This window comes from Sphaerochaeta associata, assembly GCF_022869165.1.
GTDB lineage: Bacteria > Spirochaetota > Spirochaetia > Sphaerochaetales > Sphaerochaetaceae > Sphaerochaeta > Sphaerochaeta associata.
Map to the genome: position 1 here is coordinate 418,046 of NZ_CP094929.1, position 25,000 is coordinate 443,045.

The 25,000-nt window shown below is 48.8% G+C and carries 23 protein-coding genes; 21 read left to right on the top strand and 2 right to left on the bottom strand.

Going from position 1 to position 25,000, the window contains the following annotated elements; all coding sequences use genetic code 11:
• The 17 genes from phnE (MUG09_RS01945) (at position 1) to MUG09_RS02025 (ending at position 18,569) form a co-directional block, all read left to right on the top strand.
• The gene (phnE, locus tag MUG09_RS01945; protein ID WP_244772963.1) at positions 1–798 is read left to right on the top strand and encodes a phosphonate ABC transporter, permease protein PhnE; all 798 of its coding nucleotides are present in this window, start codon (positions 1–3) and stop codon (positions 796–798) included.
• Positions 798–1,610 carry a phosphonate ABC transporter, permease protein PhnE gene (phnE, locus tag MUG09_RS01950; protein WP_244772965.1) on the top strand — a complete coding sequence of 271 codons (813 nt, stop codon included), beginning with the start codon at positions 798–800 and terminating at the stop codon, positions 1,608–1,610. The genes phnE (MUG09_RS01945) and phnE (MUG09_RS01950) overlap by 1 nt, the downstream gene beginning before the upstream one ends.
• A gap of 44 nt (positions 1,611–1,654) precedes the next feature.
• Positions 1,655–2,641 carry a phosphate/phosphite/phosphonate ABC transporter substrate-binding protein gene (phnD, locus tag MUG09_RS01955; RefSeq protein WP_244772973.1) on the top strand — a complete coding sequence of 329 codons (987 nt, stop codon included), beginning with the start codon at positions 1,655–1,657 and terminating at the stop codon, positions 2,639–2,641.
• Between the two features lie 92 nt (positions 2,642–2,733).
• On the top strand, positions 2,734–3,459 hold the full coding sequence (locus MUG09_RS01960) for an MBL fold metallo-hydrolase (RefSeq protein ID WP_244772975.1): 726 nt from the start codon (positions 2,734–2,736) through the stop codon (positions 3,457–3,459).
• 149 nt (positions 3,460–3,608) lie between these two features.
• Positions 3,609–4,943 (top strand): APC family permease, encoded by a 1,335-nt coding sequence (locus MUG09_RS01965; RefSeq protein ID WP_244772977.1) that lies wholly within the window; start codon positions 3,609–3,611, stop codon positions 4,941–4,943.
• Positions 4,940–5,632 carry a riboflavin kinase gene (locus tag MUG09_RS01970; protein WP_244772980.1) on the top strand — a complete coding sequence of 231 codons (693 nt, stop codon included), beginning with the start codon at positions 4,940–4,942 and terminating at the stop codon, positions 5,630–5,632. The genes MUG09_RS01965 and MUG09_RS01970 overlap by 4 nt, the downstream gene beginning before the upstream one ends.
• 61 nt (positions 5,633–5,693) lie before the next feature.
• On the top strand, positions 5,694–7,832 hold the full coding sequence (gene gnpA / locus MUG09_RS01975; protein ID WP_244772982.1) for a 1,3-beta-galactosyl-N-acetylhexosamine phosphorylase: 2,139 nt from the start codon (positions 5,694–5,696) through the stop codon (positions 7,830–7,832).
• Positions 7,833–8,282: 450 nt separating this feature from the next.
• Positions 8,283–9,548 (top strand): sugar transferase, encoded by a 1,266-nt coding sequence (locus MUG09_RS01980; RefSeq protein ID WP_244772984.1) that lies wholly within the window; start codon positions 8,283–8,285, stop codon positions 9,546–9,548.
• Between the two features lie 49 nt (positions 9,549–9,597).
• Complete coding sequence (locus MUG09_RS01985) at positions 9,598–10,779, top strand: glycosyltransferase family 4 protein (RefSeq protein WP_244772986.1); 1,182 nt, start codon at positions 9,598–9,600, stop codon at positions 10,777–10,779.
• A 4-nt stretch (positions 10,780–10,783) separates the two neighbouring features.
• Positions 10,784–11,806: a polysaccharide biosynthesis protein gene (locus tag MUG09_RS01990; protein WP_244772988.1), complete on the top strand. Its 1,023-nt coding sequence runs from the start codon at positions 10,784–10,786 to the stop codon at positions 11,804–11,806.
• Position 11,807: 1 nt separating this feature from the next.
• Positions 11,808–12,917 (top strand): capsular polysaccharide biosynthesis protein CapF, encoded by a 1,110-nt coding sequence (locus tag MUG09_RS01995; RefSeq protein WP_244772990.1) that lies wholly within the window; start codon positions 11,808–11,810, stop codon positions 12,915–12,917.
• A gap of 5 nt (positions 12,918–12,922) precedes the next feature.
• Entirely contained in the window at positions 12,923–14,053 is a 1,131-nt protein-coding gene (gene wecB / locus MUG09_RS02000) for a non-hydrolyzing UDP-N-acetylglucosamine 2-epimerase (RefSeq protein WP_244772992.1), read from the top strand.
• Between the two features lie 17 nt (positions 14,054–14,070).
• The gene (rfbA, locus tag MUG09_RS02005; protein ID WP_244772994.1) at positions 14,071–14,943 is read left to right on the top strand and encodes a glucose-1-phosphate thymidylyltransferase RfbA; all 873 of its coding nucleotides are present in this window, start codon (positions 14,071–14,073) and stop codon (positions 14,941–14,943) included.
• Between the two features lie 9 nt (positions 14,944–14,952).
• Complete coding sequence (rfbB, locus tag MUG09_RS02010) at positions 14,953–16,017, top strand: dTDP-glucose 4,6-dehydratase (protein ID WP_244772997.1); 1,065 nt, start codon at positions 14,953–14,955, stop codon at positions 16,015–16,017.
• A gap of 65 nt (positions 16,018–16,082) precedes the next feature.
• Entirely contained in the window at positions 16,083–17,081 is a 999-nt protein-coding gene (locus MUG09_RS02015) for a hypothetical protein (RefSeq protein WP_244772999.1), read from the top strand.
• Positions 17,078–18,172 (top strand): DegT/DnrJ/EryC1/StrS family aminotransferase, encoded by a 1,095-nt coding sequence (locus MUG09_RS02020; RefSeq protein ID WP_244773000.1) that lies wholly within the window; start codon positions 17,078–17,080, stop codon positions 18,170–18,172. The genes MUG09_RS02015 and MUG09_RS02020 overlap by 4 nt, the downstream gene beginning before the upstream one ends.
• Complete coding sequence (locus tag MUG09_RS02025) at positions 18,165–18,569, top strand: sugar 3,4-ketoisomerase (RefSeq protein ID WP_244773003.1); 405 nt, start codon at positions 18,165–18,167, stop codon at positions 18,567–18,569. Before MUG09_RS02020 ends, MUG09_RS02025 begins: the two co-directional genes overlap by 8 nt.
• 141 nt (positions 18,570–18,710) lie before the next feature.
• Here the strand turns inward: MUG09_RS02025 and MUG09_RS02030 are convergent, their stop codons facing one another.
• Positions 18,711–19,523 carry an IS1634 family transposase gene (locus MUG09_RS02030; RefSeq protein WP_244773005.1) on the bottom strand — a complete coding sequence of 271 codons (813 nt, stop codon included), beginning with the start codon at positions 19,521–19,523 and terminating at the stop codon, positions 18,711–18,713.
• A gap of 130 nt (positions 19,524–19,653) precedes the next feature.
• Here MUG09_RS02030 and istA point away from each other — a divergent pair, with 130 nt between their 5' ends.
• The 3 genes from istA to MUG09_RS02045 are packed head-to-tail and all read left to right on the top strand — an operon-like array spanning position 19,654 to position 22,260.
• On the top strand, positions 19,654–21,117 hold the full coding sequence (gene istA, locus MUG09_RS02035) for an IS21 family transposase (RefSeq protein ID WP_244771474.1): 1,464 nt from the start codon (positions 19,654–19,656) through the stop codon (positions 21,115–21,117).
• Positions 21,114–21,905, top strand: coding sequence for an IS21-like element helper ATPase IstB (istB, locus tag MUG09_RS02040; protein WP_244771475.1), 792 nt, complete (start codon positions 21,114–21,116; stop codon positions 21,903–21,905). Before istA ends, istB begins: the two co-directional genes overlap by 4 nt.
• A complete protein-coding gene (locus MUG09_RS02045; protein ID WP_244771476.1) occupies positions 21,895–22,260 on the top strand; it encodes a hypothetical protein in 366 nt (121 codons plus the stop codon). Before istB ends, MUG09_RS02045 begins: the two co-directional genes overlap by 11 nt.
• Here the strand turns inward: MUG09_RS02045 and MUG09_RS02050 are convergent.
• Entirely contained in the window at positions 22,248–23,261 is a 1,014-nt protein-coding gene (locus MUG09_RS02050; protein WP_244773014.1) for an IS1634 family transposase, read from the bottom strand. The genes MUG09_RS02045 and MUG09_RS02050 overlap by 13 nt on opposite strands.
• A 319-nt stretch (positions 23,262–23,580) precedes the next feature.
• On the opposite strand from MUG09_RS02050, the gene MUG09_RS02060 reads away from it, so the two are divergent.
• Positions 23,581–24,960, top strand: a complete 1,380-nt coding sequence (locus MUG09_RS02060; RefSeq protein ID WP_425314087.1) for an IS1634 family transposase — start codon at positions 23,581–23,583, stop codon at positions 24,958–24,960.
• The last annotated feature ends 40 nt before the right edge of the window (positions 24,961–25,000 follow it).

Sequence of the window (25,000 nt, forward strand, 5' to 3'; positions counted from 1 at the left end):
ATGCAAAAGGTGCAAACTACATGGAGAAAGAAACGAAAGATTGAAAGCCCTTTCCTGCGATACGGCATTCTTGTACTGGTGCTGGTCTACTTGTATCTGGCTGGGAAAGGCATTCAAGTAGACTCTGACCGCGTGGCACGAGGCCTTTCACGAGTGGGATTGTTATTCTCAGGATTTTTTCAACCTGATTTCCAATCGCGTGGCAAATACATCGTTGAGGGTATACTTGAGAGTGTGGCAATGACGTTGGCTTCATCGGCTTTTGCCATGGTTTTGGCTATTCCTCTTGCTCTTGGTGCATCGAGAAATATTGTACCCAAATGGGTATACCTCATCTGCCGTGTCTTTTTGATGCTGATCAGAAGTCTGCATGTTGTGATACTGGGTATCATTTTTGTTATCATGTTTGGTTACGGTCCATTGGCTGGAGTACTGACCTTGGTGGTTAACGGAGTGGGCTTCATCGGCAAGCTGCTTGCAGAGGATATAGAGAATATTCAGGAAGAGCAACTGGAGGCCATTCGTGCCACAGGGGCAAATTGGCTACAGACAGTGGTGTATGCTGTTTGGCCGCAGGTTTCAACAAGATTCATCGGGTTGTCCATCTACCGTGCAGATATCAGCTTCAGACAGTCGACGGTCATTGGTATCGTCGGAGCCGGTGGGATAGGTGCAGTGCTCGACACGGCGATGGGGCGCTACGATTATCATACTGCTGGAGCGATTCTTTTGGTAATTATCATCATGGTTTTGGTAACCGAGTATGGCTCGAGTGCAATCCGAAGGAGGATAGTCTAATGCCCATCCACAAAGACGGAACAACATTTTTCTGGAAGCGTCGGACTGTTTCCCAGCAAAGGACTCGCTTCTTTTCCTTCCTTGTCATTCTTGTCATATTCCTCATTTCCTCCTCCTATATCGGCAGGCAGACAATGTGGGAGTTTGTTTCCGATGCACCAGTGCAGATTCGTGACTTTGTAAGTCGTATGTTTCCCCCTGATGTAAAGTATTTCGGCAGGATTATGCCGGCTCTGTGGGATACTATCACTATTTCTGTGTTTGGCACCGGTATCGCAGTGGTTATATCATTTTTACTCGCGATTATGGCGGCTAAAAACACTACCCCCAACAGTGCAGTACGCATGGTGGTGCTGACAGTCATTGTTGCCTCACGATCGGTCAATAGTATGATTTGGGCGTTGTTGATCGTCCAGATTGTTGGGCCTGGCTTATTGGCAAGCATCATTGCGATTGCTATCCGCTCGTTGGGTATGATCAGCAAACTTATGTATGAAGCAATCGAAGAAATCAATAAAGAGCCTATAGAGGCAATAACTGCTACAGGGGCAACGAAAGCACAAGTCTTTATGTATGGGTACCTCCCACAGTTGATGCCCTCATTTGTCGGGACTTCAGTCTATCGTTGGGAAAATAATATCAGGGAATCAACAATTATCGGCATAGTTGGCGGAGGTGGTATCGGCATGTTGCTGAACTCTTCCATCAACCGCCTTGCATGGGATCAAGTGATGTCGATTCTGATTGTTATCTTTTTTACTGTTGTAGTTGCTGAATGGGTTTCTGCAAAGATTCGTAAATCCATATCGTAAGGATATTTCGGTACATTGATACCAGAGAATAAAAGGAGAGAACGATGAGAAAAAGTGTAGTATTGGTCTTGATTCTTTGTTTCGTAGCAAGCTTTGCCTTTGCCCAAGGGGCCAAAGAGCAGGTTGAACCGACACAGTACGGCGAACTCGATCCTATGTATGTGGATAAGGATGGTGACATGGTCGCTGATCCTCCTGCCGACTCAAAGCAGTGGCTTGACCCCGATACCTTGGTGTTTGCCTATGCACCGGTAGAAGATCCTGCAGTCTATGAAGAAGTGTTTGTGGACTTCCAAAAACACCTTGAGGCAAAGACTGGCAAAAAAGTGAGATGGTTTGCTGTTACCAGCTATGCTACTCAGATTGAGGCAATGAGAGCCGGCCGCCTCCATGTTTCCGGTTTTGCGGCAGGAACTGTACAGGATGCAGTCAATACCGGTGGATTTGTCCCGATGGTTATTATGGGTGCCGAAACCGGCATGACCGGGTATAAGATGGCGATTATCGTACACAAGAACTCAGGTATTACCACCATTGAAGGCTTGAAGGGTAAGACCATCGCATTCGTTTCTGAGAGTTCAAACTCTGGTTACAGTGCTCCTCGAGCCATTCTGTATGATCAGTTTAAGATGCTGCCTACCAAAGACTATAAAGTAGCCTTCTCTGGCAAACATGACAACTCAATTGCTGGTGTTTTCAACGGAGACTATGATGCCGGAGCCATTGCTGATACAGTATTGCAGAGAATGGTTGCAGGAAACCGTGTTCCTGATCCTGCAGAATGGATGACGCTGGTTTTTGAGTCTCAAACATTCCCCCCGACAGCTTGGGGCGTAAACTATCGTATAGCACCTGAATTGCAGGCAAAGATACGTGATGCGTTTCTCAGTTACAACTGGGCAGGTACGTTGATGAAAGAGACTTGGCCGGAGAACGATAGGTTTATCCCGGTCAATTATGAGAAGGATTATGCCATCACTCGAGCTATCAGAGCTGGTAGTGAGGAAGTTGCAAAACTATTGGGCGAGTAATTCGTTTCCATTGGGGGTATGCCGATGGCATACCCCTATCAATGAATGAAGGGTTAAAAATGGTAGTAGATATTCTTGGGTATTCTGGGAGCATGCAAACTCAGGATTCTTCCAACACGAGTCTGTTGATTACATCCGGGAGTACCAGTATTCTCGTCGATACTTCCGGTAGTCCGGCACAAGCTTTGCTTCAACGCAATTTCAATCCAGACTTATTGGATGCAATTGTCTTGACACATGCACACGTAGATCATCTATATGCCCTTCCTTCTTTGTTGCATAATCTCTGGATGCGGAAGAGGCAGAAAGAACTGTTGATTGTGGGGAATTCTGAAACTTTGGAAGCTGCGAAACAGTTGTATCAATTTTTCCATCTGGACTGTAAACCGAGTCTCGATTCGATTATTTGTTGGGCTGACGCATGCAAGCAAGTTGGTGACATTGAAATAGAGACGTTTTCACTTTATCACCGGCCTCAAATGACTACGCAAGGGTACACGTTTTTTGATGGAACGGGGAAAGTGGCATACTTTCCTGACAGTGTGGTTCAAAAACCCTATCCTGATTGTGCAGAAAACTCCCAACTATTGATTCACGAGGTCGGTGGACTGGATGTTGATAGGCAGGCGTTGCATCATGATGGTCATTCAAGCGCTTTTGAAGTTGCACAGCTGGCAAAAACGCTCAATGCACAGGCATTGCTGTTAGTCCATCTCCCTCCCTCAAAAGCGATTCATTCTGCAATACTCGAAGAAGCAAGCGGTATCTTTCCAACTGTCCGCATGCCTATGGAATATTCTTCCTTTATCGTATCCTGAACTAAATCCTACTCCTCAGTGTGTGCTGATATGGCATTATTGACCATATGATCAGGGATTCCTGGTCCTAATCCGCCCCAAACGGTTTCCCGGTTTCTTGAACACCACTCCTTCCCCTCGCTAGAATGGCCTTAGGCAAAGGAGTGATGATGGGCAGCAACAACAGCAAGCTTGGACTCTTTGACAGTGTGCACCTTCTTGTGGGGGGAATGATCGGGTCGGCAATATTCTCACTGTCGGGTATCACCATCCTGCAGGCCGGTCCTGCTTCCTTGCTTTCATGGATTCTTGGTGGCCTCATCCTGCTAGCCTATGGACTGCAGACGGCAGAGCTTGCTTCTCGCTATCCACAAAGCGGCGGGATATTCAACTTCCCGGCGCAACTCTTGGGAAAAACACGAGAACAGGGCAGGCTCTGGGGTTGGATTTCAGCGTGGGCCTATCTCTTCGGCTGTATTGCCGGTGCTGCTTTCTCTGCCATCTACATCGGCATTTACCTGGGAGTAGCGTTTCCAGCCCTTGGCTCAATGCAGGTACCGCTTGGTCTGCTTGCCGTTTTGTTCAGTGGGGCGTTGAATATCGCCCGATTTAAAATTACCGGGAGAGCTACCACAATTCTCACCCTCTTTCTGGGTGGAACGCTGCTGCTGTTTGCCATAGCGGTATTTACCAGCGGCAGCTGGGATGCTTCCCTGCTGCTTCCTTTCTTTACCCAGGGCAGTGGAGGGTCCACCGGTTTTCTCGATGCCCTTCCTCTGGCCATGGTTGCTTATGGGGCGATTGTTGCTCTTTCCTTCTTGGTTGGGGAGGTAGAGAAACCGAATAAGACCGTGCCCAAGGCGATGGCAATCGCCATGGCCGTGGTGCTTGTTTTCTATCTGGCTGTACTGGTGGCGACCCTTGGGCTGGTCTCAGCAGGCTTCCTTGAGGCTAATGAAGGACTGCGCTATATTCCCCTCTATGCCGCCGCTTCCTTCCTGCCCAAACTTTCCTTTCTGACTCCCTTGATCTCCATCTCCGCCGTCTTGGCCTTGGTCACCACCATGATCGTCACCATGGCCCTTGCCGCCCACACCCTGCTTTCGTGTGCTGAGAATGGCGTGTTGCCTCAATTCCTTGCAAAGACAGGAAAACAGTCGGGCTCACCGCTTTATGCAACAGCAGTGGTAGTTGTGGTGACCGGCTTGTTTGCAGCGTTTCCACAGCTGACCAATATCCTGATAAACCTCGGTGCCCTGTGTAATGTCATCGTGGTAGCCATTGTCTGTGTAACGGTGCTTGCCTCACGCAAGAAGTATCCGAAGCTTGAAGCCGAGCATTTTCGAGCACCGGGGGGAACCATTCTTCCCGTCATTACCTTGGCCGTTCTCGTAGCAAGTTATATTCCCAGTATTCTTCAGGGAGGCTGGCAGGTATGGGTGGCCACAACTGCATACTACCTGCTGGGAATGCTGTTATACCGAGGTCGGAGGCAGAGCGTATGAGCATTGCCTGTGGAGTATTTGACGGGGTGCATAGGGGTCACCAGGCTCTCCTCTCCCAAAAGCCTGATACCGTGTATGTATTGCCTTCCTCATCAGCGCTGGTTCTGACTACCGCCGAAGAGAAACAGGCTCTGCTCACAGCCTATGCCGGGCCAACGGCTCATATCGAGTTTGTTGATCAACTGCCTGGACACTCCTCTTCTGAAGTGCTCTCTGTTGAGCCAGTGCTCTATGACAATCTTCCTATCAGCAGCGAACGTATTCAGGCAGCCCTGCTTGCGGCACAGATTGAGGATGCAGAGGCCATGTTGGGGTATCCGTACACCCTTTATGGTGAAGTGGTGTATGGCAGGCAGTTGGGAAGAACGGTGGGTATGCCCACTGTCAACCTCAAGACCGCTGATGAAAAATTGCTTCCCGCCCACGGCGTGTATGGGACGATTACCATCGTCGACGGAATCCGCTACCTGGGCGTGACGAGCATCGGGCCGAGGCCTACGGTGGACAACCTTCCTACTGTTACCATCGAGACCTTTCTGCTGCATTTCAATCGTGAACTCTACGGGCAGTACATCAGCCTGGAACTGAAGACATATATCCGTCCCATCACCAAGTTCGAGAGCCTTGAGGCAGTGAGAAAGAAGGTGGATGAGGATGTGCTGTATGTGATGGGCAAGAACCTGCTGTAGCTGCTTGTGCTGGACGTCTGGCAATTCTCATGATACCGTCTAGTCAGAGGTTTTGTGCAGAATGTCTGATTTGTATAATTATGGTTCTTTTACGATGCCGGGAGAGTCCGGGTATGAAGAGCTGACCTTGCAGTTGGCTAAGAAGTGGGGCTCGGATGTCATCCGCGATTGTGATGGCACCAAGCTTTCTGATCAGCTGCTTTCTGCAGGGATGGATGTGTATTCCACCATCTGCATCATTCGTGAGCACAATGCGTTTATCAATGAGCATCCAGAGTACCAGCAGCAGGTCTTTTTGGAGAGCGGGAGAGTGCTTGCCACCTCCTCTGCTGTTTCCATTACTCTTCTGTCCGGATACTTTACCAAACAGTTTTGTGTGAACAAGGAATCAACATCCTATTGGCAGGTCTATGACAGGACCACTGATACCGTGGTTCCCCGCATCAATTGGTCGTTCGATGCAGAGAGTGATAGCGTCACCATCCAGGGTACTACACAATGGCACCACTACAGCGTGAACTTCCTGGCCTTCCGCATCTGGGAAGAGATAAACATGTACAACCATGTGACCAACAGCTGGGATAAGGAGCCGCTCAAGCAGCTTGACCCCCGCTATCCAGAGGTTCAGGAGTATCTGCGCTCATGGTTGACTACATGGTGTGAAGAGCATCCGGAGACCGATGTGGTACGGTTCACCTCCCTGTTTTACAACTTTGTCTGGATCTGGGGCGGTGATGAACGCAATCCCTTCTTGTTCACCGACTGGGCTTCCTACGATTTCACTGTCAGCCCGCTGGCTCTTGAGCTGTTTACTGCAGAGTATGGGTATAGACTTACCAGCGAGGACTTCATCAACCAAGGGTATCGTAATCCCAATCATATGGCTTGGAAGCAGAAGATGGTGGACTACCTGTGGTTCACCAACCGTTTTGTCTGCTCGTTTGCCAAGGAGCTGGTGGACATTGTCCACCGCTACGGCAAGAAAGCCTATGTGTTCTATGACGACAGCTGGGTGGGCATGGAACCTCAGTCTGAGGCCTTCGGTACCATTGGTTTCGATGGGATTATCAAGTGCGTGTTCTCGGCCTTTGAAGTCAGGCTCTGCAGCGCAGTGCCTGGCAAGCTGACCCATGAGCTGAGGCTCCATCCTTATCTCTTCCCGGTAGGGTTGGGCGGAGCCCCAACCTTCAAGGAAGGAGGAAATCCTGCCCTCGATGCTCAGAAATACTGGGTGTACGTACGAAGGGCTTTGCTGCGGGCTCCGATCGACCGTATCGGCTTGGGTGGCATTTTGCACTTGGTCGAAGGCTTCCCTGATTTTGTGGATACGATTGCCGATATTGCCAAGCAGTTTCGGATGATCAAGGAATTGCACCAGAGGTCATCGGTCTACAAGGTGAATCTAAAGGTGGGAATTCTGACCAGCTGGGGAAAGCTGAGGACCTGGACGTGCGGCGGCCACTTTCACGAACACCCTGACTTGGATTTGATCAACATCCTCGAAAGCCTGGCAGGCCTTCCCTATGAGGTTGAATTCCTGAATTTTGACGAGATAACCAAAAACAACCTCGAATCGATTGATGTTCTCATCAATGCAGGTTTTGCCGGAAGCAGCTGGAGCGGGGGAGAGCATTGGAAGGATGACAAGATTGTAACAATGCTCACTGAATGGGTGCATGACGGTGGTGTTTTTATGGGGGTTAATGAGCCTTCAGCAGTACAGGGATATGCAAACAACCTCAGGATGGCACCTGTGCTTGGAGTCGATGTTGATGACGGCAGGCGTTTGTGTCATGGACTTTGGAAGGTTGAGCAGGAAGCATCACAGCTGAAGCTGGATATCCGAAAGAAGGACGGTGTGTACCTGATCGATGGTGATACCAAGGTACTGCAAGAAAAGGACAATCTTCCTGTTGTGACCGAACGTTCTTTCGGCAAGGGCAAGGGTATTTACCTCAGTGAGTATCGGTATAGTCCTGAAAATACATTTGCATTGCGTTCAATACTTGAACAGAGTAAACTGCAAGAGAGTCTTTACTGCACGGACAACCCCCTGGTTGACTGTGCATACTTCCCTGAAGCCAAGACGCTGGTGTTGGCCAATGGGAGTGGGCAAAAACAGCGTGTCGTAGTTCGAATTGGGAAGGAATTCATTCCTGCAGAGGTGGAGGGCTTTGCAATAGCTTTGATATCTTATTAATAAACTTGGTCTTTTGATGTTTTGTTGGAATTTTTCAAATGTCTCATATTTCGCTTATTTATATGTCAATCAGCAAAGAAATCTAGTCAATGGATACGAGTGATTGCCGAAATCTAGTTTACATGGGCATAGAAGAATGATAGGCTTCAATCTAGCCGTGGGATGGGATGTATATGCGATGCATTTGTCTCAATCCTAACCATCTTTTTTGTAGGTCCGTCCTGAAAAAGAGTGGCTGTATATACCCCGTTTCCAGAACTTTCTGGGTTGGGGAAGGTCTGTCCTTTGGATTGAGATTCTCTACTTGATTACATCTACAATCAAATCCTAGGAGCCAAAGCCGAGATGTCTGTGCCTCGTATGAGGTAGGTGCATCCGGTGTATACCGCAGTATTGCAAGCTAGGTAGGTTCGCATGTATCAAAAGATAGTACACCAGAAGCGTCTGTACATGACCTTTGTGGTAGCATTCCTCTATCTGTTCCAATTTGTTTACACAGACAGGTTCACCAATATGAGGATGCTGCAGTTTATTATTGTGGATCTATCTGTAGTAGCGTTTATTTTTGCTTTTCATGGTTTTGAGCTGAATACTCTCAAAAGCAAGCATATCATCTTTATTTCAACAGTCATTGGTTCGTTTCTCGGTGTTCTGCTTGGCATGTTCTTGGTAATTTTGATATTTGGTGCTCAGAGAGATATCTATCGGCATGAGTTCATTGCTACCTTTGTTGCTGCAATTGTTGGTATTCCCTTCTTCTCTTGGATGTATTATCGCATCATCATGAAGGTGATTCCTCCTACTCGATGTGTAGTGATAGGAGAGCCGAAAAAATACAAGGCATTGACTGATGAAGTGCAGATTGCTTCCCATGGGAAAGTTGTTATCGATAGCTGGATTACCACAATAGAACAAGCCGAAGAAGTCTCAAGTTCGATTGGGACCAAATCAATCCTCATTGCTGATTTAGCGTTGTACCGCAAGTTGACAGAGCTTTTACATGGTTTGGAGAAACAGGGCGTCCAGAAATATTTCATTACTGATGTAGCAGAATATTGGCTCTATAGAATCCCCTTGCAGTTGGCTGAAGAGTATCGTGATCACTATGAGATTCTCCTCAATCAAGCACCAATTTCACAAGAAAAACGGGTGATGGATATTGTCCTTGGATTGATGATGATGCTTATTGCTTTACCATTTATTGCTGTATTCGGCGTCTTGATTGTTCTGAATTCGGGTTTCCCCATTATCTTCAAGCAACCCAGGATTGGCTTATATGAGCAGTACTTTATGTTCTATAAGCTGAGAAGTCTTAAAGTAGATAAGAAAGCAGAGAATTCAGAGAATCCCAACGGGACCATTACACAGCGGATTACGCTAGTCGGAAAAATTCTTCGCAAGACCCGTGTTGATGAGTTCCCGCAGTTCGTAAATATTCTTAATGGTACGATGTCTGTTGTAGGCCCAAGGCCTGAGATGCAGGTCTACCATGATAAGTGGATTGAAGAAATCCCGTTCTATGGCTATCGCAACATGGTTCGACCCGGTCTTACCGGATGGGCTCAGATCAATTATGGGCATACTACAACCAAAGAAGAGTATATCCGCAAGACAGAATTTGATTTGTACTATGTAATACATAAATCAATTCTCTTTGATATTCAGATCATCATGCAGACGTTCGAGACCTTTCTGGGAATGAAGGGTGGTAGGTAACCATTCCATGCATATTCTGGTTGAGTCACAGTTCTTCTATCCTGAACAGATGCGAATCAATGACATCTGTGCTGCTTTAGTTGAGCGTGGCCATACGGTAACGGTAGTTACCAGTATTCCAAATTATCCACAAGGAAAATTTTATCCCGGATATGGGATTTTTAAACGGCGTAAGGAGACCTACAGAGGAATTTCCATCATTCACCTTCCCGTAATTCCGCGCGGTAAAGGCTTTATTGGACTGACTCTGAATTATATTTCCTTTGTACTTTCTGGATGGTTTTTCGCTCAATTTACAAAGCTCCAACCTGATGTCGTATTTATGAATATGAGTTCTCCGATGACACAAAGTCTTGTGGGAACATGGTTAGCTCAAAGGCGCCGCATTCCGAGTGTGATTTATATCATGGACCTTTGGCCTGAGAGCTTCCAAGTGATAACAGGTATTTCTTCGGGTTTCATTCTTCGGCCTTTGGGGAACATGGTTGATCACATATATAGCCAGGTAAATCATGTCCTCACTTCCTCCTACGGTTTTCTTGATGTTATTGAAGCACGAGGCGTCCCCAAAGCAAAACTTGAATATTGGCCTCAATATGCTGAGGAATTTTATATTCCTCTTGATCAAGGTACATTAGTTAAAGATACACGCATTCCTACTGATGACCGATTAAAAATCATATTTACTGGGAATGTTGGATTAGCCCAGGGGTTGGACTTGCTTGTTCCTGTTGGCGAATCCCTGAAGAACGCAAAATGCTTGGTAACTTTCATTATTGTTGGAGATGGAAGCTATAAAGAGACGTTGATTGCGCAAGTAAACAAACACAATCTCTCGGATTTCTTCCTATTCATTGATCGTCAACCAGCTACCCAAATACCAGGCCTTCTTGCACAGGCAGACGCAGGGTTGGTAATCCTTAAGAAGAGTGAAATTTTCTCAAAGACGCTTCCCGCTAAAGTTCAATCATATATGGCTTGTGCTCTCCCCATACTTGTCTCTGCCGGTGGAGAAGCTCAACGTGTTGTATTGGAAGCTCAAGCAGGATTTGTTGCTCCTGCTGAAGAGACAGGGTCGTTTGTTGATGCTATTTGTTCATTTGCTACCCTGGGTAAAAAGCAAAGAAAACAAATGGGAATGTCTGCGAAGACGTACTCTGAAAAGATGTTTCAAAAAGATACCTTGATTACTCGATTGGAAACAATATTAGAAACAATAGGCAAGGAGTGAATGCATGTTCACTGATAAGACTATCTTGATCACCGGCGGTACGGGCTCCTTCGGCAATGCCGTGCTCGAACGCTTTCTGAATACCGACATAGCAGAAATCCGCATATTCAGCCGTGATGAGAAGAAACAGGACGACATGCGCTACTTCTACAAGAATGACAAGATCAAGTACTACATCGGCGATGTACGCGACTACCGCAGCATCCGCGACGCCCTCAGCGGTGTCGACTTCGTCTTCAGTGCGGCCGCCCTGAAGCAGGTGCCCTCCTGCGAGTTCTTCCCCATGGAGGCGGTGAAGACCAACGTCGTCGGCACCGACAACGTGCTGACTGCCTGCATCAATGCAGGAGTGAAGAAGGTCATCTGCCTCTCCACCGACAAGGCCGCCTATCCCATCAACGCCATGGGGACCAGCAAGGCGATGATGGAGAAGGTCTTTGTTGCAAAGTCTAGGACTGTCGCCGAGGACAAGACGCTCATCTGCGGAACAAGGTACGGCAACGTACTGTGTTCCCGAGGCTCGGTTGTTCCCCTGTTCGTCGAGCAGATCAAGGCGGGAAAGCCCCTGACCGTGACCGAACCCTCCATGACCCGCTTTATCATGACCCTCGACGAGGCTGTGGATTTGGTGCTCTACGCCTACGAACATGCACACACCGGTGACATCCTGGTGCAGAAAGCACCTGCAAGCACCATCGGTGACCTTGCCCAGGCGGTGAAGGAGCTCTTTGGTGCAGACAATGAGATCCGGACCATCGGCATCAGGCACGGGGAGAAGATGTATGAGACGCTGCTCACCAACGAGGAGTGCGCACATGCCTTGGACCTTGGCAATTTCTACCGGGTTCCTGCAGACAACCGCGACTTGAACTATGACAAATATTTCACCGACGGAAACGGCAAGCGCACCACGCTCACCGAGTTCAATTCCAGCAATACTGAATTACTTACCGTTCAGCAGATCAAGGAGAAGCTGCTCACCCTGAAGTACATCCAGGACGAATTGAAGGCATGGGAGAACCGCTAGCATGAGGATACTGGTAACCGGCTCAAGCGGCTTCGTAGGGAAGAACCTCATCGCTGAACTGAGAAGCAAGGGATACGAAGATTTGTATCTCTACGACATCGACACCGATCCGAAGTTTTTGGACTCGTATACCAAGGACTGTGAATTTGTTTTCCACCTTGCCGGAGTAAATCGGCCCAAGGATCAAGAGGAATTCATGCAGGGCAACTTCGGCTTCACCGATACCCTGCTTGCCTCCCTGAAGCGGAACAAGAATACCTGTCCCGTTCTCATCACCTCCTCCATCCAGGCAGAGCTTGACAATCCTTACGGCAGGAGCAAGAAAGCGGGTGAGGACCTGCTCTTCGCCTATGCCCAAGAGATAGGCTCTGTCGTATATGTGTTTCGCCTATCCAACGTCTTCGGCAAGTGGTGCAGGCCCAACTACAACAGCGCGGTGGCCACCTTCTGTTACAACATCGCAAGAGACCTTCCCATCACGGTCAACGACCCTGAGGTGGTCATGAACCTGGTCTATATCGATGATGTGGTCCAGGCTTTCCTCTCTGCACTCAAGGGTGATGTCCTGATTGAGAACAACTTCTGCAGGGTCTCCACCGTCCATACGGTGAAGCTGGGTAGGATTGTTGAGCTTTTGAGGCAGTTCAGGGAGAGCCGGACAACACTTTCTGTGCCCAATATGGCAAACAGCTTCGAGAAGGTGCTGTACAGCACCTACCTGAGCTACCTGCCTGAAAGCCGGTTCAGCTATCCGCTGAAGATGAACACCGACAACCGTGGCAGCTTCACCGAGATTCTTCATACTGCTGAAAGAGGCCAGTTCTCGGTGAACATCTCCAAACCCGGCATCACCAAGGGCAACCATTGGCACCATACCAAGAACGAGAAGTTCCTGGTGGTAAGTGGAAAAGCCCTGATCCAGTTCAGAAAGATCGGGACTACTGAAGTAATCGACTACCATGTGTCGGGAGAGAAGCTTGAGGTTGTGGACATCCCCCCGGGATACACCCACAACATCATCAACGAGGGGGAGGGGGACTTGGTCACCTTCATGTGGGCCAACGAGCCGTACAACCCCGACAGGCCCGATACGATATTCGAGAAGGTATAAGCAGCATGGAAAAGATGAAGGTGATGACCATCCTGGGGACAAGACCCGAGATCATACGGCTCAGTGCGGTGATCCAAAAGTGCGATCGGTACTTCAACCACATATTGGTGCACACCGGGCAGAATTGGGACTACACGCTCAACCAGGTGTTCTTCGAGGACCTGGGTCTGAGAGCCCCCGACTACTATCTGGACAGCGTAGGAAAGAACTTGGGTGAGACGATGGGCAAGATCATCGCCAAGAGCTACGAGGTGATCCAGAAGGAGAAGCCTGATACCCTCTTGGTGCTGGGCGACACCAACAGCGCCCTGTCGGCCATCAGCGCCAAGCGCCTGAAGGTGCCCATCTTCCATATGGAAGCAGGCAACCGCTGCTGGGACTGGAACGTGAGCGAGATGATCAACCGCAAGATCGTGGACCACATCAGCGACATCAACCTGCCGTACACAGAACACTCCAGAAGGTACCTGCTTTCCGAGGGGCTGGACGGCAAGACGATCTTCGTAACAGGCTCTCCCATGCGCGAAGTCTTGGACAATCACTTGGAAGGCATCCGAAAGAGTGATGTGCTTGTTAGGCTGAACCTTGAGAAGAACCGTTACATCCTGGTCTCGGCCCACCGGGAGGAGAACATCGACAACGAGGAACACTTCATGTCACTGATGACAGCCATCAATGACATGGCTAAACAGTATCAGATGCCAGTGATCTACAGTACCCATCCCAGGAGCAGGAAGTTCATCGAGCAGAGAAACTTCCAGTTCCATCCGCTGGTGCAGAGCCTGAAGCCCTTCGGCTTCCTGGATTACAACAAGTTGCAGATGAATGCCTACTGTGTACTGTCTGACAGCGGGACGCTCAGTGAGGAGTCTGCGATGCTCAACTTTGCAGGAGTCCTCATCAGGACAAGCACAGAGAGGCCCGAGGTATTGGACAAGGGGACGGTTGTCATCGGGGGCATTACGACCAAGGACATTAGCCAAGCCCTGGAAATGGCTGTCTCCATGCGGGACAACCAAGAGAAGACGGAGATGCCCGACGATTACCATGACACCAACGTATCGGTGAAGGTGGTCAAGCTAATCCAGAGCTATGCGAAGATAGTTAATGAGACGGTGTGGGGGAATAGAAAATAAAAAAGGAGAAGAAAGGCATGAAAGGAATAATCTTAGCCGGGGGGAAAGGGAGCCGTCTCTATCCAATGACAAAAGCGGTTTCAAAGCAGCTCCTTCCAATTTATGACAAACCCCTCATTTACTACCCGCTCTCAGTGCTGATGCTGGCTAGCATCCAAGAGATTCTCATCATCTCAACACCTGAAGATACCCCGGTATATCAGAGGTTATTGGGAGATGGGTCTGAGATTGGTTTGGAGATTTCCTATAGAGTCCAAGAAACTCCCCGGGGATTGGCTGATGCTTTTATTCTTGGGGAATCTTTCATTGGTAACGATTCTGTTTGTTTGATTCTCGGTGACAACGTGTTCTATGGGCAGGATCTCACTGATGTATTAAGGAGAGCAAAGAAAAGGGAGAATGGAGCAACAATATTTGGCTATCCAGTACATGATCCCCGTTCTTTCGGAGTGGTGGAATTTGATGATAACCAGAAGGTCCTCTCCATCGAGGAGAAGCCCCAGATTCCCAAGTCCAAGTATGCAGTACCGGGTCTCTATTTCTATGACAGCCATGTCATTGAGATTGCCAAGCAGGTCAAACCGTCCACTCGAGGTGAGATTGAAATTACTTCAGTCAATAATGCCTATTTAGAAATGGGGGAGCTGCATGTAGAACTCTTGGGGCGTGGCATGGCATGGCTCGATACAGGTACACCTGAAGGGATGCTGAAGGCTGCTGAGTATGTGGAGGCAGTGCAATCGAGGCAGGGTTTTTACATCTCTTGTATTGAGGAAATTGCTTGGAGACGTGGGTTCATCAATGCAGAACAGCTGAAGAAAATCGGAGAGAGCCTGAAGATGACCGACTACGGTCAATACATCCTTTCTTTGGTTGACGAGTCTGTATAGGAGGACTGAGTGAGCAGCAAATCAAGAATCATTTTGGTAACCGGTGGAGCCGGTTTCATCGGGAGCAATTTCATTGCTTACATACTAAAGAAGCATCCTGCTGACACGGTAGTCAACTTTGATGCACTTACCTATGCCGGAAACCTTGAGAACCTGAAAGAGGTGGAAAATGAACCACGCTATTCATTTGTGAAAGGTGACATCAGGGATAGGAAATTGGTTCATAGATTGTTTGCTGAGAATCAGTTCACCCACGTAGTGAACTTTGCTGCAGAGAGTCACGTAGACCGAAGCATCGTTGAGCCCGAGCTGTTTCTTACCACCAACATTATTGGAACAGAGGTTCTGTTGGATGAAGCAAAGAGAAGCTGGAAACTGCATCCAGATGATAAGTACAACAAGGACTATCAGGAAGGAGTGAGATTTCATCAGGTATCTACTGATGAGGTATACGGGGCACTTGGTAAGGAGGGCCTCTTCACTGAGACCATGCCTTTGCTTCCGAACAGTCCATATTCCGCTTCCAAGGCAAGTGCCGATCTGATTGTCCGGGCATACCATGAAACCTATGGACTGCCAGTGACCATATCACGTTGCTCCAACAACTATGGTCCATTCCAATTCCCAGAGAAGCTCATCCCCTTGATGATTAATAACTGTCTCAAGGACAAGAGTCTTCCCGTCTATGGGGATGGGATGCAGATCAGGGACTGGCTGCATGTCTTCGACCACTGTTCAGCAATTGATACCATTCTAGAGAAGGGAACAACCGGAGAGATTTACAACATTGGTGGAAACAACGAGAAGGCGAACATTGAAATAGTCAAGCTCATTATCAAGACTATCGGGAAGTCAGAGGATTTGATTACCTATGTGAAAGACAGACCCGGTCATGATCGTAGGTATGCAATCGACAATACGAAGATTACCAGCCAACTAGGATGGAAGCCTTCATACACCTTCGAGCAGGGTATGAAAGAAACCATTAAGTGGTATCTGGATAATCAGCATTGGATAGAGCGGGTGGTGAGTGGGGATTATCAGGGGTATTATTACATGATGTATACTAATTAGAAATGATTAATTCCATCGATGTTTATTGCTTCTAACAATAATAATAAGGGATATCTAGGATATACATGTTGATTTTTTGTACATTGTTCGACTCAAAATACCTTGATAAAGGGATTGCTTTATACGAATCGCTCTGTAGCGTAGAGGATGAATTCAAACTCTACGTATTTGCGTTCGATCAGAGGGCTTATGATATTCTTTCTTGCCAAAATTATGAGAAGATGCGGTTGGTTTCTTTAAAAGAATTCGAAACTGAACAGATGCTCAAGGTTAAACAAGAAAGATCAGCTGCTGAGTATTGTTGGACATGTACTCCAATTACCATAGATTATGTGTTGAGAGAATTCAGTGAGCCACATTGTACATATCTTGATGCAGATTTATATTTTTTCGCATCTCCAAAAGTATTATTCCAAGAGCTACAAGATTCGAATAAATCTGTAATCATCACTGAGCACCGATTTCCTCCATCGGAACAGAAACAGATGGTTGAGAGAGCTGGCAAGTATTGTGTGCAATTCAATACATTTCTAAATAACAAACAAGCGAAAGAAGTTTTGGGAACTTGGAAAGAGCAATGTCTTGATTGGTGCTTTTATACTCCTAATGGAGAAAGAATGGGAGATCAAAAGTATCTTGAAGCTTGGACTAACGATTATTCCTGCGTTCATGAGTTGCAACATTTGGGCGGAGGGGTGGCACCTTGGAACATTGCCCAATATTCTTTATTCGATGAAAATAGGAAGATCCTGATATATAATCAGTCTACATTTCCTCTAGTGTTTTATCATTTCCAGAATATTCGGTATCTACCATTCAATCTGGTGAATCTTAGGTCGGGGACGAAAGATCGGAAGATGAAAAATGCGATTTATCTCCCATATTTAAAGCATATCGAAATGATTAGGGCAATGTTACATGATGAGTATCAACTTATTTTCACTATTAAAAAATCATACTATCAGAATCCATTATTACGTGTTATCCAGAACTATGTAATGCCCTTTAAGATAACAAGTCTTTCAGATATTGTATCTCTTAGAAAATTGAGGAAAAGTATATGAATATTCCTGTAAACGATCTTCATCGGGTAAATTTACCATTTCAGGTGGAACTTGAGAAAAAGGCTCTCGAGGTAATACGAAGTGGATGGTTTGTTCTTGGGAAGGAAGTTGAATTATTTGAACAGGAATTTGCTGCTAAGCTTGAGATCCCTTATTGTATTGGAATTGATAATGGACTGAATGCAATAAAGCTTGGATGTCAGGCTTTGGGTATCGGAGTCGGTGATGAAGTAATCATGCAGGCAAATACGTACATAGCGACTGTACTTGGTGTAACATGGAACGGAGCAACTCCAATATTTGTTGAACCAAATGACTTTTATAACATTGATGCAGGCTTGTTGAAATTAAAAATTACTTCTAAAACTAAAGCTGTATTGGTAACTCATTTATATGGGCAGACATCTGAGATGGATTCAGTTGTTGAATTTTGTAAAGAGAACAACTTGTTTCTGCTTGAAGATTGTGCGCAGTCCCATTTCTCCAAGTATAATGGTCAATACTCAGGTACCTTTGGAGATCTTGGATTCTTTAGTTTTTATCCTACGAAGAATCTAGGCGCTCTCGGGGATGCTGGATGTGTTGTCACGAAGAATGAGCATACGGCGACTCTGCTGAAAATGCTGCGAAACTATGGGAGCAGAGTCAGATACCAAAATCTTGTTGCTGGGCATAATGCTCGGTTGGATGAGATACAAGCTGCATTTCTGCGAATAAAACTGACCCATATGGATGCTATCAATCAAGAACGTAATTCAATTGCAGAACGCTATAACGCAGAGATTACAAATCCAAGAATTTCTAAACCTAAAATTGCAGATAAGGCAACACATGTTTGGCACCTTTATGTAGTGCAAGTTGAGGAACAGGAACGATTTCGGACGTATCTCAAGGTTAATGGGATACAATCTGATGTGCACTATCCAACACCTCCACATTTGTCGGAAGCATATAAACACCTTGGGTACCATGTGGGTGATTTTCCGATTACTGAAAAGTTTTCGCATTCAATCGTCTCGATTCCAATTTATAATGGCATGCAGAACGTAGAAATTGATTATGTTATCAAGGTGATGAATGAGTATGAATAAGAAACATTATTTGATCGATTTGAAAGAACTTGGTGATGAAAGAGGCAGTCTTGTTGTTCTTGAGGAGAATAAAGAGTTCCCTTTCCCTATTCGCAGAGTCTTTTATGATTTTAATACGGATCCAACAATTTCTAGGGGCAATCATGCAAACAAAGAATCACGTTTTGGCTTTATTTCTTTACAAGGTTCGTGTGTTGTTGAAGTTGATGACGGGTTCGATAAAGTTGAATACTTGCTAGATTCCCCGTTTCAATGCTTATTCGTGGATAAAATGCTTTGGAAGTCGATGAAGTGCTTTTCTCCGGATAATATTTTATTGATTATTTCTGACTGCAAGTATTCACGAGAAGAATACATCTATAACTATTCTGATTTTTTACTTTCAACTACTATATAGTAAGAACAACTTTTAATCTGTAACTTTTAGTTTTTAGGGCTCCCGAAAAGGGAGCCTGAATATTCATAAATTCATATCAGGGAACCACCTTTTCACTTGTTGTCGGGGAGGTGTCATCTCAAATTCCCGACCTAATTATATCTAGGCCTCCTCGTCTTCCTGTTCGTCATCTTCTTCAGACTCCATTGGCTTCTCAAGATTCACTATCTTTCCCTTCCAATGGTACTCTATCTTTAAGAGGCTGAAGATCAGCCTCTGGGCCTTGGTGGGCACCGTCCACAGGTCCTTGTAGGTGCCGGTGAAGTGGATTCTGGAATAGGTCGACACCTTGTTCAGCATGTCCTTGAAATCCCAGTACTTCCTGTTCCTGGGCTTGATGGCCGAGACCTTGCCTCTCAGGTCGTTGAGCAGGATGAGGGTGATGAAGTTGACGAAAAGCCTGCCCTTCATGGTCTTCTCTGTGTGCACGTTGAGCCTGTTGCAGTCCAAGAGGTTCTTCATGTCGTCGAAGTGCAGCTCGATGTCGCACCTGCGGTTGTAGTGCCCCAGGGCCTTGGATGCATCCTTCTGTGCATTGGTGAGGATGATCCAGAACCCGCTGTAGCCGTCGATGTAGGCATTGACGGCCTCCTCGTTCAGGCTGACCTTCCTTCCCCGCTTGGGGGTATCCTTGACGGTGAAGTAGGTGTCGTACAGGTTCCTGTGCTTCTCGAAGGCATCCCCGCCTGCAAGCTCCTCCTCGCACTTTCTCAGCTTGAGCATCAGCGATGCGATGTCCTGCTCCTTCCTGACGGGGTCGAAGTAGACATGCCTCCAGGTCCTGCCGTAGGACTCGGTCTTGTAGTCGGTGACGCCATAGATGTAGGACTTGTCGTCCTCGGGATTGCGGATGATGTTGGCGGGTCTTCGGATTGAGGGTGTGTAGCGTAAACTAAAAATCCCTAGAAAGATCACTTCATCTTCCTTGGTCTGATCACGGGAAATTCCCGGGATTGTTCAAAGGGACAGTTGAGAAGCTGCCCTTTGGAAAGTAACCTTTGATGTAGAAACAAATACATTAAAGGAGAAAGGAGAAGTGCTCAACATGTCCCAAATCAATTGTATCAGAGATTTGAGGAAAGAGGGATACTCAGTGGCAAGGATTGCCAGGGAAGTATCGGTCGATGAGAAGACGGCGAGGAAGTACCTCTGCATGGAAGACTTCTCACCGAAGCCGCCTCAAAAGAAGGAGGGGTTGCCCAGCAAGCTGGACCCCTACAAGCCGCAGATAGACGGATGGCTTTCCAACGATGAAAAGGAGAATTCGAAACAGCGCCATACCGCCCAGCGCGTCTATGACAGGTTGGTGGAGCTGCATCCGGAATTCGGTTGCTCCTACCCAACGGTATCGCGGTATGTGAGGAAAACACGTGCACAACGCTCGAGTTACAGGGCCTGCCAGGAGCTGGTATGGCATCCGGGTGAGGCCCAGGGGGACTTCGGCGAGGCGGACTGCTATGAAAGAGGCGTCAAGCAGCGCAAGCATTATCTTGTCTGCGTGTTTCCGAATTCAAATGCGGATTTTCCCCAGATGTTCAACGGAGAGACCAGCGAATGCATCTGCCAGGGCTTTCAGGACGTCTTTGAGTTCATCGGCGGAGTCTTCCCCCTGGTTGTGATAGACAATGCCACCGGAGCAGGTCGTCGCATCGGGCAGGAGATACGGGAAGCGAAGCTCTTCGCCCAATTCAGGGCTCACTACGGCTTCTCCATACGATTCTGCAGTCCGGGTAGTGGATGGGAAAAGGGGTGCGTCGAGAATAAAATCGGCACGGTCCGCAGGAACCGGTTCGTTCCCCTGCCCGAGTTCGACGACCTGCAGCAATACAACAAGGGCTTGCTGGAGCAGGCGACGAGCTTTCAGGGAAATACCCATTACAAGAAGAACACAATCATAGGCGAGCTTTTCGAACAGGACCGCGAGGCACTGCTGCCGCTGCCCCGACACCGTTTTGATGTCTGTCGGTATGTGTACGCCAAGGCCGACGGGTACGGGAAGGTGGAGATTGACGGCAACCACCATTACTCAACCCGTCCCGAATACCGGGGAAGCGAAGTGCTGGTGGGCATCCGGGCCCACACCGTCGACATCTATGACGAGAAGCGCAAGATCCTGGTGAGCCACGTCCGCAAATTCGGCAAGGAGCGGTCCGACAGCGTCGACCCAAGAACCTCCATGGCCGTACTCATGAGAAATGTGGGAGCGTGGCCCAACAGCGGTGTGAGGGAGATGGTGTCCTCCCCCGTACGCGATTATCTCGATGCGCTGGACAGGGAATCGCTGAAGGATGCCCTGCGAACGATGAACCTGCTGAGCGAGCGCTACAGCTTCGAAAGAGCACTTGATGCGTTCGACCTGGTGCTGAGGAACCCCGGCAACGCCCCGTTCAGCGATGCAATGGTGTTTGCGGCGAGGATGGCGGAGTTCGGGGACCAAACCGACCTGGACGCCGGTCCCGACCTTTCGTTGTACGACCAGCTTCTGGAACAACGGAGGGTGCAGCCATGATGATGACTTCAACCATCCGCATCCAACGTAGGGAAGAGATATCGGACATGTGCCGGAAACTGTTCCTTTCCCAACAACTGGTAGCGTTGTGCCAGCAGGCAACGCCGAGGCAGGAAGAGTTCCTGCATGACGTGCTGTCAATGGAGGTGGAGAGCCGGGAACGCTCAAAACGCTCCAGGCTGCTCAACCGGGCCCGGTTTCCCATGCCCAAGAGCATGGAAGGCTACGACTATTCTCATGTGCGCCTGCCGCCTTCCATTACCAGGGTGGAACTGGAAGGCTGCGAATTCATTGGCAGGAAGACCAACCTGGTCTGCTATGGACCGGTGGGAACCGGGAAAACGCATATGGCCATAGCACTGGGGATGAAGGCCTGCGAGATGGGCCTTGCAGCCCGGTTCTATACGGTGACCGAGCTGGTGCTGAAACTGGCCGAGGCACGGAAGAACGGAGTCTTGGAACGCTTGGTGTCGGACATACGCAGACTGGATCTGCTCATTCTTGATGAGTGGGGGTACGTACCGGTGGACAAGGAGGGGTCCCAGCTCCTGTTCCGCATCATCAGCGACAGCTACGAGAGCAAAAGCCTCATTCTTACGACGAACCTCGAGTTTTCCAAGTGGGGTGGCATCTTCACCGACCAGCAGATGGCTGCAGCAATGATCGACAGGCTCATCCACCATGGGCACCTGCTTGTGTTCGAGGGGCAGAGCTACCGGATGGAGCATGCATTGATGCGGAAGACCGCATCCGAGCGGTCGAAAGGGGGTGACGAACATGGTCGTTGACAAACAATACTTGCGTGAATTGCGTTCGTGTTACCGATACGACGGTACAAAATTCACCGAGGAGCTCGAGCAGATCATATTGGACCGGTTGGGGATAGAACCCAGCCCGCATGAATACTCGGAACAGGACCTGCATGAGCAGGCCAGAAAGATAGTAATGCAGTACCAAAGCCCTGAAGGAAGGCTTCGACTGTTGTACGGCTTGGACAAGATCGAGAACGAGATGGCTTACCTGGGCAACAAGCTTGCCTACCTGAAAGGTAAAATTGCACATCAGCTGCATGGGGAAACGGATCCAAACGTGATCTTTGTGATTGAGGATGAATATGAGGATGTCCCTGATTACAAGCCATAGTTTCTGGATATCTGCATAGATTCCTGTGCAGATGATAAAACCCGGGAATTTCCCGTGATTAGACACGGGATTCCCTGGTGATTAGACCAAGGATTTTTGCTTGACAAAACACATGAGGGCCTGACCTTGTCGATCAATTCCTTCTGCCACTTGAGGCTGGAGGGGACGGGGATGGTGAACTTCTGTCCCTTATCCGCTATGTTCCTGAGGTTCGCCTCGCTGTAGAAGCCCCGGTCGCCGACCAGGTTGATGTCCTTCACATCGAGCTTTTCCAGGCTGCGCAGCACATGGTCGAGGACGAGTGAATCGGACATGCTCCCGGGCAATTCCGAGTACCAGAGAGGGACGTTCGACGAGTGGGCGCTGAGCAGGCCGAGGTTTATCTGCCTCAGGTTCTCGTGGTCCCGGTTGTACCCCCGCTCCACATAGGTGTTGTTTTTTCCATAGGACGAAATCGAGGTTATATCGAAAAGCAGTGCCTTTTTCTTCGCCTGCTTGGCAATCCAAAGCTTGAAGAAGGTGTTGCGCCTGTCGTCGGACAGGGAGGCAAGCAGCTCGCTGATCCGCTGCGAGCAAAGGGCGTTGCCGTTGAAACCACGATCGTTCAGCCAGTCCTCGGCTCTGCTGAGGGCCTTGCCCTCGCAGACGCTGTACCGTGCAAGCTGAAGGATGGCATCGGCATCGTCGGCTCCGAAGGCTTCCTTCAGAACAGGCTGTATGCCGACGTCCTTGACCACCTTGTCCAGGATGAGGTTCTGTCCCATCAGGGTGGTTTTCGAGACAAGCGGATTCTCGGCCTTGGAGGCTTCCTTCCTGGCCAGGTAGAAATCGTTGTATATCTCGCTTCCATCCGGACCGAGTCGGCCGATGCACTTTCGCTTGTGCTCGCCGCGCTTCTTCTCGCTGTTCCAGAAGGCCTGGTCCTCGTAGAGGTAGGTGACACCGTTCTTCTTGTTGGTGACACGGATGATTTTCATCGGTTTTGCATTGGCATCTATCATAGATACAATTATACCTATGTTTAGAGCTTTTGTCACGCACTTTCCGACATTATATGCAACTATTTAAAAGAATTATCTAATCCCTAGATATAACTGGGACGGGAATTTGAGGTGTCATACTATAATGGGTATACCTAAATAGGGAGACCCAAGATGACACAGAAACCGCAGTTCATCCAGTCCTTCAAAAGGCCCGCCGGCACCGAGATCAAGCTCATCAACGGCCACTACTACCTGTATGAGCGCAAGAGCGTCTACGACCCACAGATAAAGCGCAAGAAGAAGAAATCAGGCGCGCTCCTGGGCGCCATCACCGAGGATGGGTTCACCCCCCAAGAAGGAGAAGGTCTCCGAGCAAGAACTGAGGGAGGTTCAGTGCGTCGAGTACGGGGCCTGCAGCTACCTGTACCAGGCCAACGGGGCCATGATGGACGGCTTGAGGCGGTTCTTCCCCGACACCTGGAAGACGGTTTTCACCCTTGCCGCGCTCAAGTGCATCGGGGAGGCCTCGCTGAAGCGGGTGCAGACCTGTTATGAGACCAGCTATCTTTCGGTCCTGTTCCCCCGCCTCGGGCTGTCCGCCCCCTCGCTCACCCATGTCATGAGGGAGCTGGGAAGAAACCGCGACGGCATCTGCTCCTACATGAGGGACGGCCTGTCCGCCTACAGCGGCTTCATCCTTGTCGACGGGCACCGGATCATCAGCGAATCGCGGAACATGCCGCTCACGCAGATGAGCTACGACAGCAGGATGCGCTACGAGCCGCAGATCAACCTGCTGTACCTGTTCGGGAGGAAGGACGGGACGAGGCTTCCGCTGTACTACAAACAGTTCGCAGGCAGCGTGCCCGACTGCCTGGCGCTTCCCGACATCGGGGATGAGGCGGGGATTGGGGGTTCCGGCATCACCGTGATAGTGGACAAGGGCTTCGGGTCCGAGGACGACTTCAGTGCCATCACCGGGTCTGGGATGCACTACATCATCCCGCTGAGAAGGAACACGACCGAGGCGCAGATCCCTGCGAACACATCGCTGTACGCCAATGCGTTCAACTTCCGCCAGCGCAGCGTATTCTGGATATCCGGTACCAAGGATAGATGCAAGGTCGTGGTCTATTACGACATGCTGCTTGCCATGCATGAGACGAACGATCTCATCTGCCGCCTCGAGAAGAAGAACAATACCATGGCAGCCGCGCTGCAAAAGGAGGGGGCACGACGCAGCAAAGGCAAGAGCAAGCTCACCGACGAGCAGATTGCCGCGATGCAGAGCATCGACGTCGCCAGCAATGTACAGCAGCGCAGCGAAATCGGCACTCTCATACTCAAGACCGACCGCCTGGACCTCGACGAGTCCCAGATCTATGCCTTGTACAAGACACGACAGGAGATCGAGCAGAATTCCAAATGCTACGACGACACCCTGGATCTGGACGCCAGTTTCATGCAGGACCAGGATACCTTCGAGGGGTGGCTGTTCGTCAACCACCTGGCCCTTCAGATGCTGTACAGCATCCTCGACCACGTCGCCCAGGCAAACCTGGCGGGCAGGTATTCCTTCAAGGATGTGCTCAGGACCCTTGAAGGAATTCGGGCGAACAAGATCCACGGACAGTGGAGATTGTCGCAGTTCACCAAGAATACCCGGAAGCTGTGTACCGACCTGAACATCAAGATTGACGGTCCTCTAGTCGGTTAGGGAAACCTAAGATTTAAAAGTTACACATTAATAATTCTTA

Excerpts from the sequence above, each read along its gene's own strand:
- phnE (WP_244772963.1), top strand. The coding sequence starts at position 1 with ATGCAAAAGGTGCAAACTACATGGAGAAAGAAACGAAAGATTGAAAGC.
- phnE (WP_244772965.1), top strand. The coding sequence starts at position 798 with ATGCCCATCCACAAAGACGGAACAACATTTTTCTGGAAGCGTCGGACT.
- phnD (WP_244772973.1), top strand. The coding sequence starts at position 1,655 with ATGAGAAAAAGTGTAGTATTGGTCTTGATTCTTTGTTTCGTAGCAAGC.
- MUG09_RS01960 (WP_244772975.1), top strand. The coding sequence starts at position 2,734 with ATGCAAACTCAGGATTCTTCCAACACGAGTCTGTTGATTACATCCGGG.
- MUG09_RS01965 (WP_244772977.1), top strand. The coding sequence starts at position 3,609 with ATGGGCAGCAACAACAGCAAGCTTGGACTCTTTGACAGTGTGCACCTT.
- MUG09_RS01970 (WP_244772980.1), top strand. The coding sequence starts at position 4,940 with ATGAGCATTGCCTGTGGAGTATTTGACGGGGTGCATAGGGGTCACCAG.
- gnpA (WP_244772982.1), top strand. The coding sequence starts at position 5,694 with ATGTCTGATTTGTATAATTATGGTTCTTTTACGATGCCGGGAGAGTCC.
- MUG09_RS01980 (WP_244772984.1), top strand. The coding sequence starts at position 8,283 with ATGACCTTTGTGGTAGCATTCCTCTATCTGTTCCAATTTGTTTACACA.
- MUG09_RS01985 (WP_244772986.1), top strand. The coding sequence starts at position 9,598 with ATGCGAATCAATGACATCTGTGCTGCTTTAGTTGAGCGTGGCCATACG.
- MUG09_RS01990 (WP_244772988.1), top strand. The coding sequence starts at position 10,784 with ATGTTCACTGATAAGACTATCTTGATCACCGGCGGTACGGGCTCCTTC.
- MUG09_RS01995 (WP_244772990.1), top strand. The coding sequence starts at position 11,808 with ATGAGGATACTGGTAACCGGCTCAAGCGGCTTCGTAGGGAAGAACCTC.
- wecB (WP_244772992.1), top strand. The coding sequence starts at position 12,923 with ATGGAAAAGATGAAGGTGATGACCATCCTGGGGACAAGACCCGAGATC.
- rfbA (WP_244772994.1), top strand. The coding sequence starts at position 14,071 with ATGAAAGGAATAATCTTAGCCGGGGGGAAAGGGAGCCGTCTCTATCCA.
- MUG09_RS02015 (WP_244772999.1), top strand. The coding sequence starts at position 16,083 with ATGTTGATTTTTTGTACATTGTTCGACTCAAAATACCTTGATAAAGGG.
- MUG09_RS02020 (WP_244773000.1), top strand. The coding sequence starts at position 17,078 with ATGAATATTCCTGTAAACGATCTTCATCGGGTAAATTTACCATTTCAG.
- MUG09_RS02025 (WP_244773003.1), top strand. The coding sequence starts at position 18,165 with ATGAATAAGAAACATTATTTGATCGATTTGAAAGAACTTGGTGATGAA.
- istA (WP_244771474.1), top strand. The coding sequence starts at position 19,654 with ATGTCCCAAATCAATTGTATCAGAGATTTGAGGAAAGAGGGATACTCA.
- istB (WP_244771475.1), top strand. The coding sequence starts at position 21,114 with ATGATGATGACTTCAACCATCCGCATCCAACGTAGGGAAGAGATATCG.
- MUG09_RS02045 (WP_244771476.1), top strand. The coding sequence starts at position 21,895 with ATGGTCGTTGACAAACAATACTTGCGTGAATTGCGTTCGTGTTACCGA.
- MUG09_RS02050 (WP_244773014.1), bottom strand. The coding sequence starts at position 23,261 with ATGATAGATGCCAATGCAAAACCGATGAAAATCATCCGTGTCACCAAC.
- MUG09_RS02060 (WP_425314087.1), top strand. The coding sequence starts at position 23,581 with ATGGGTTCACCCCCCAAGAAGGAGAAGGTCTCCGAGCAAGAACTGAGG.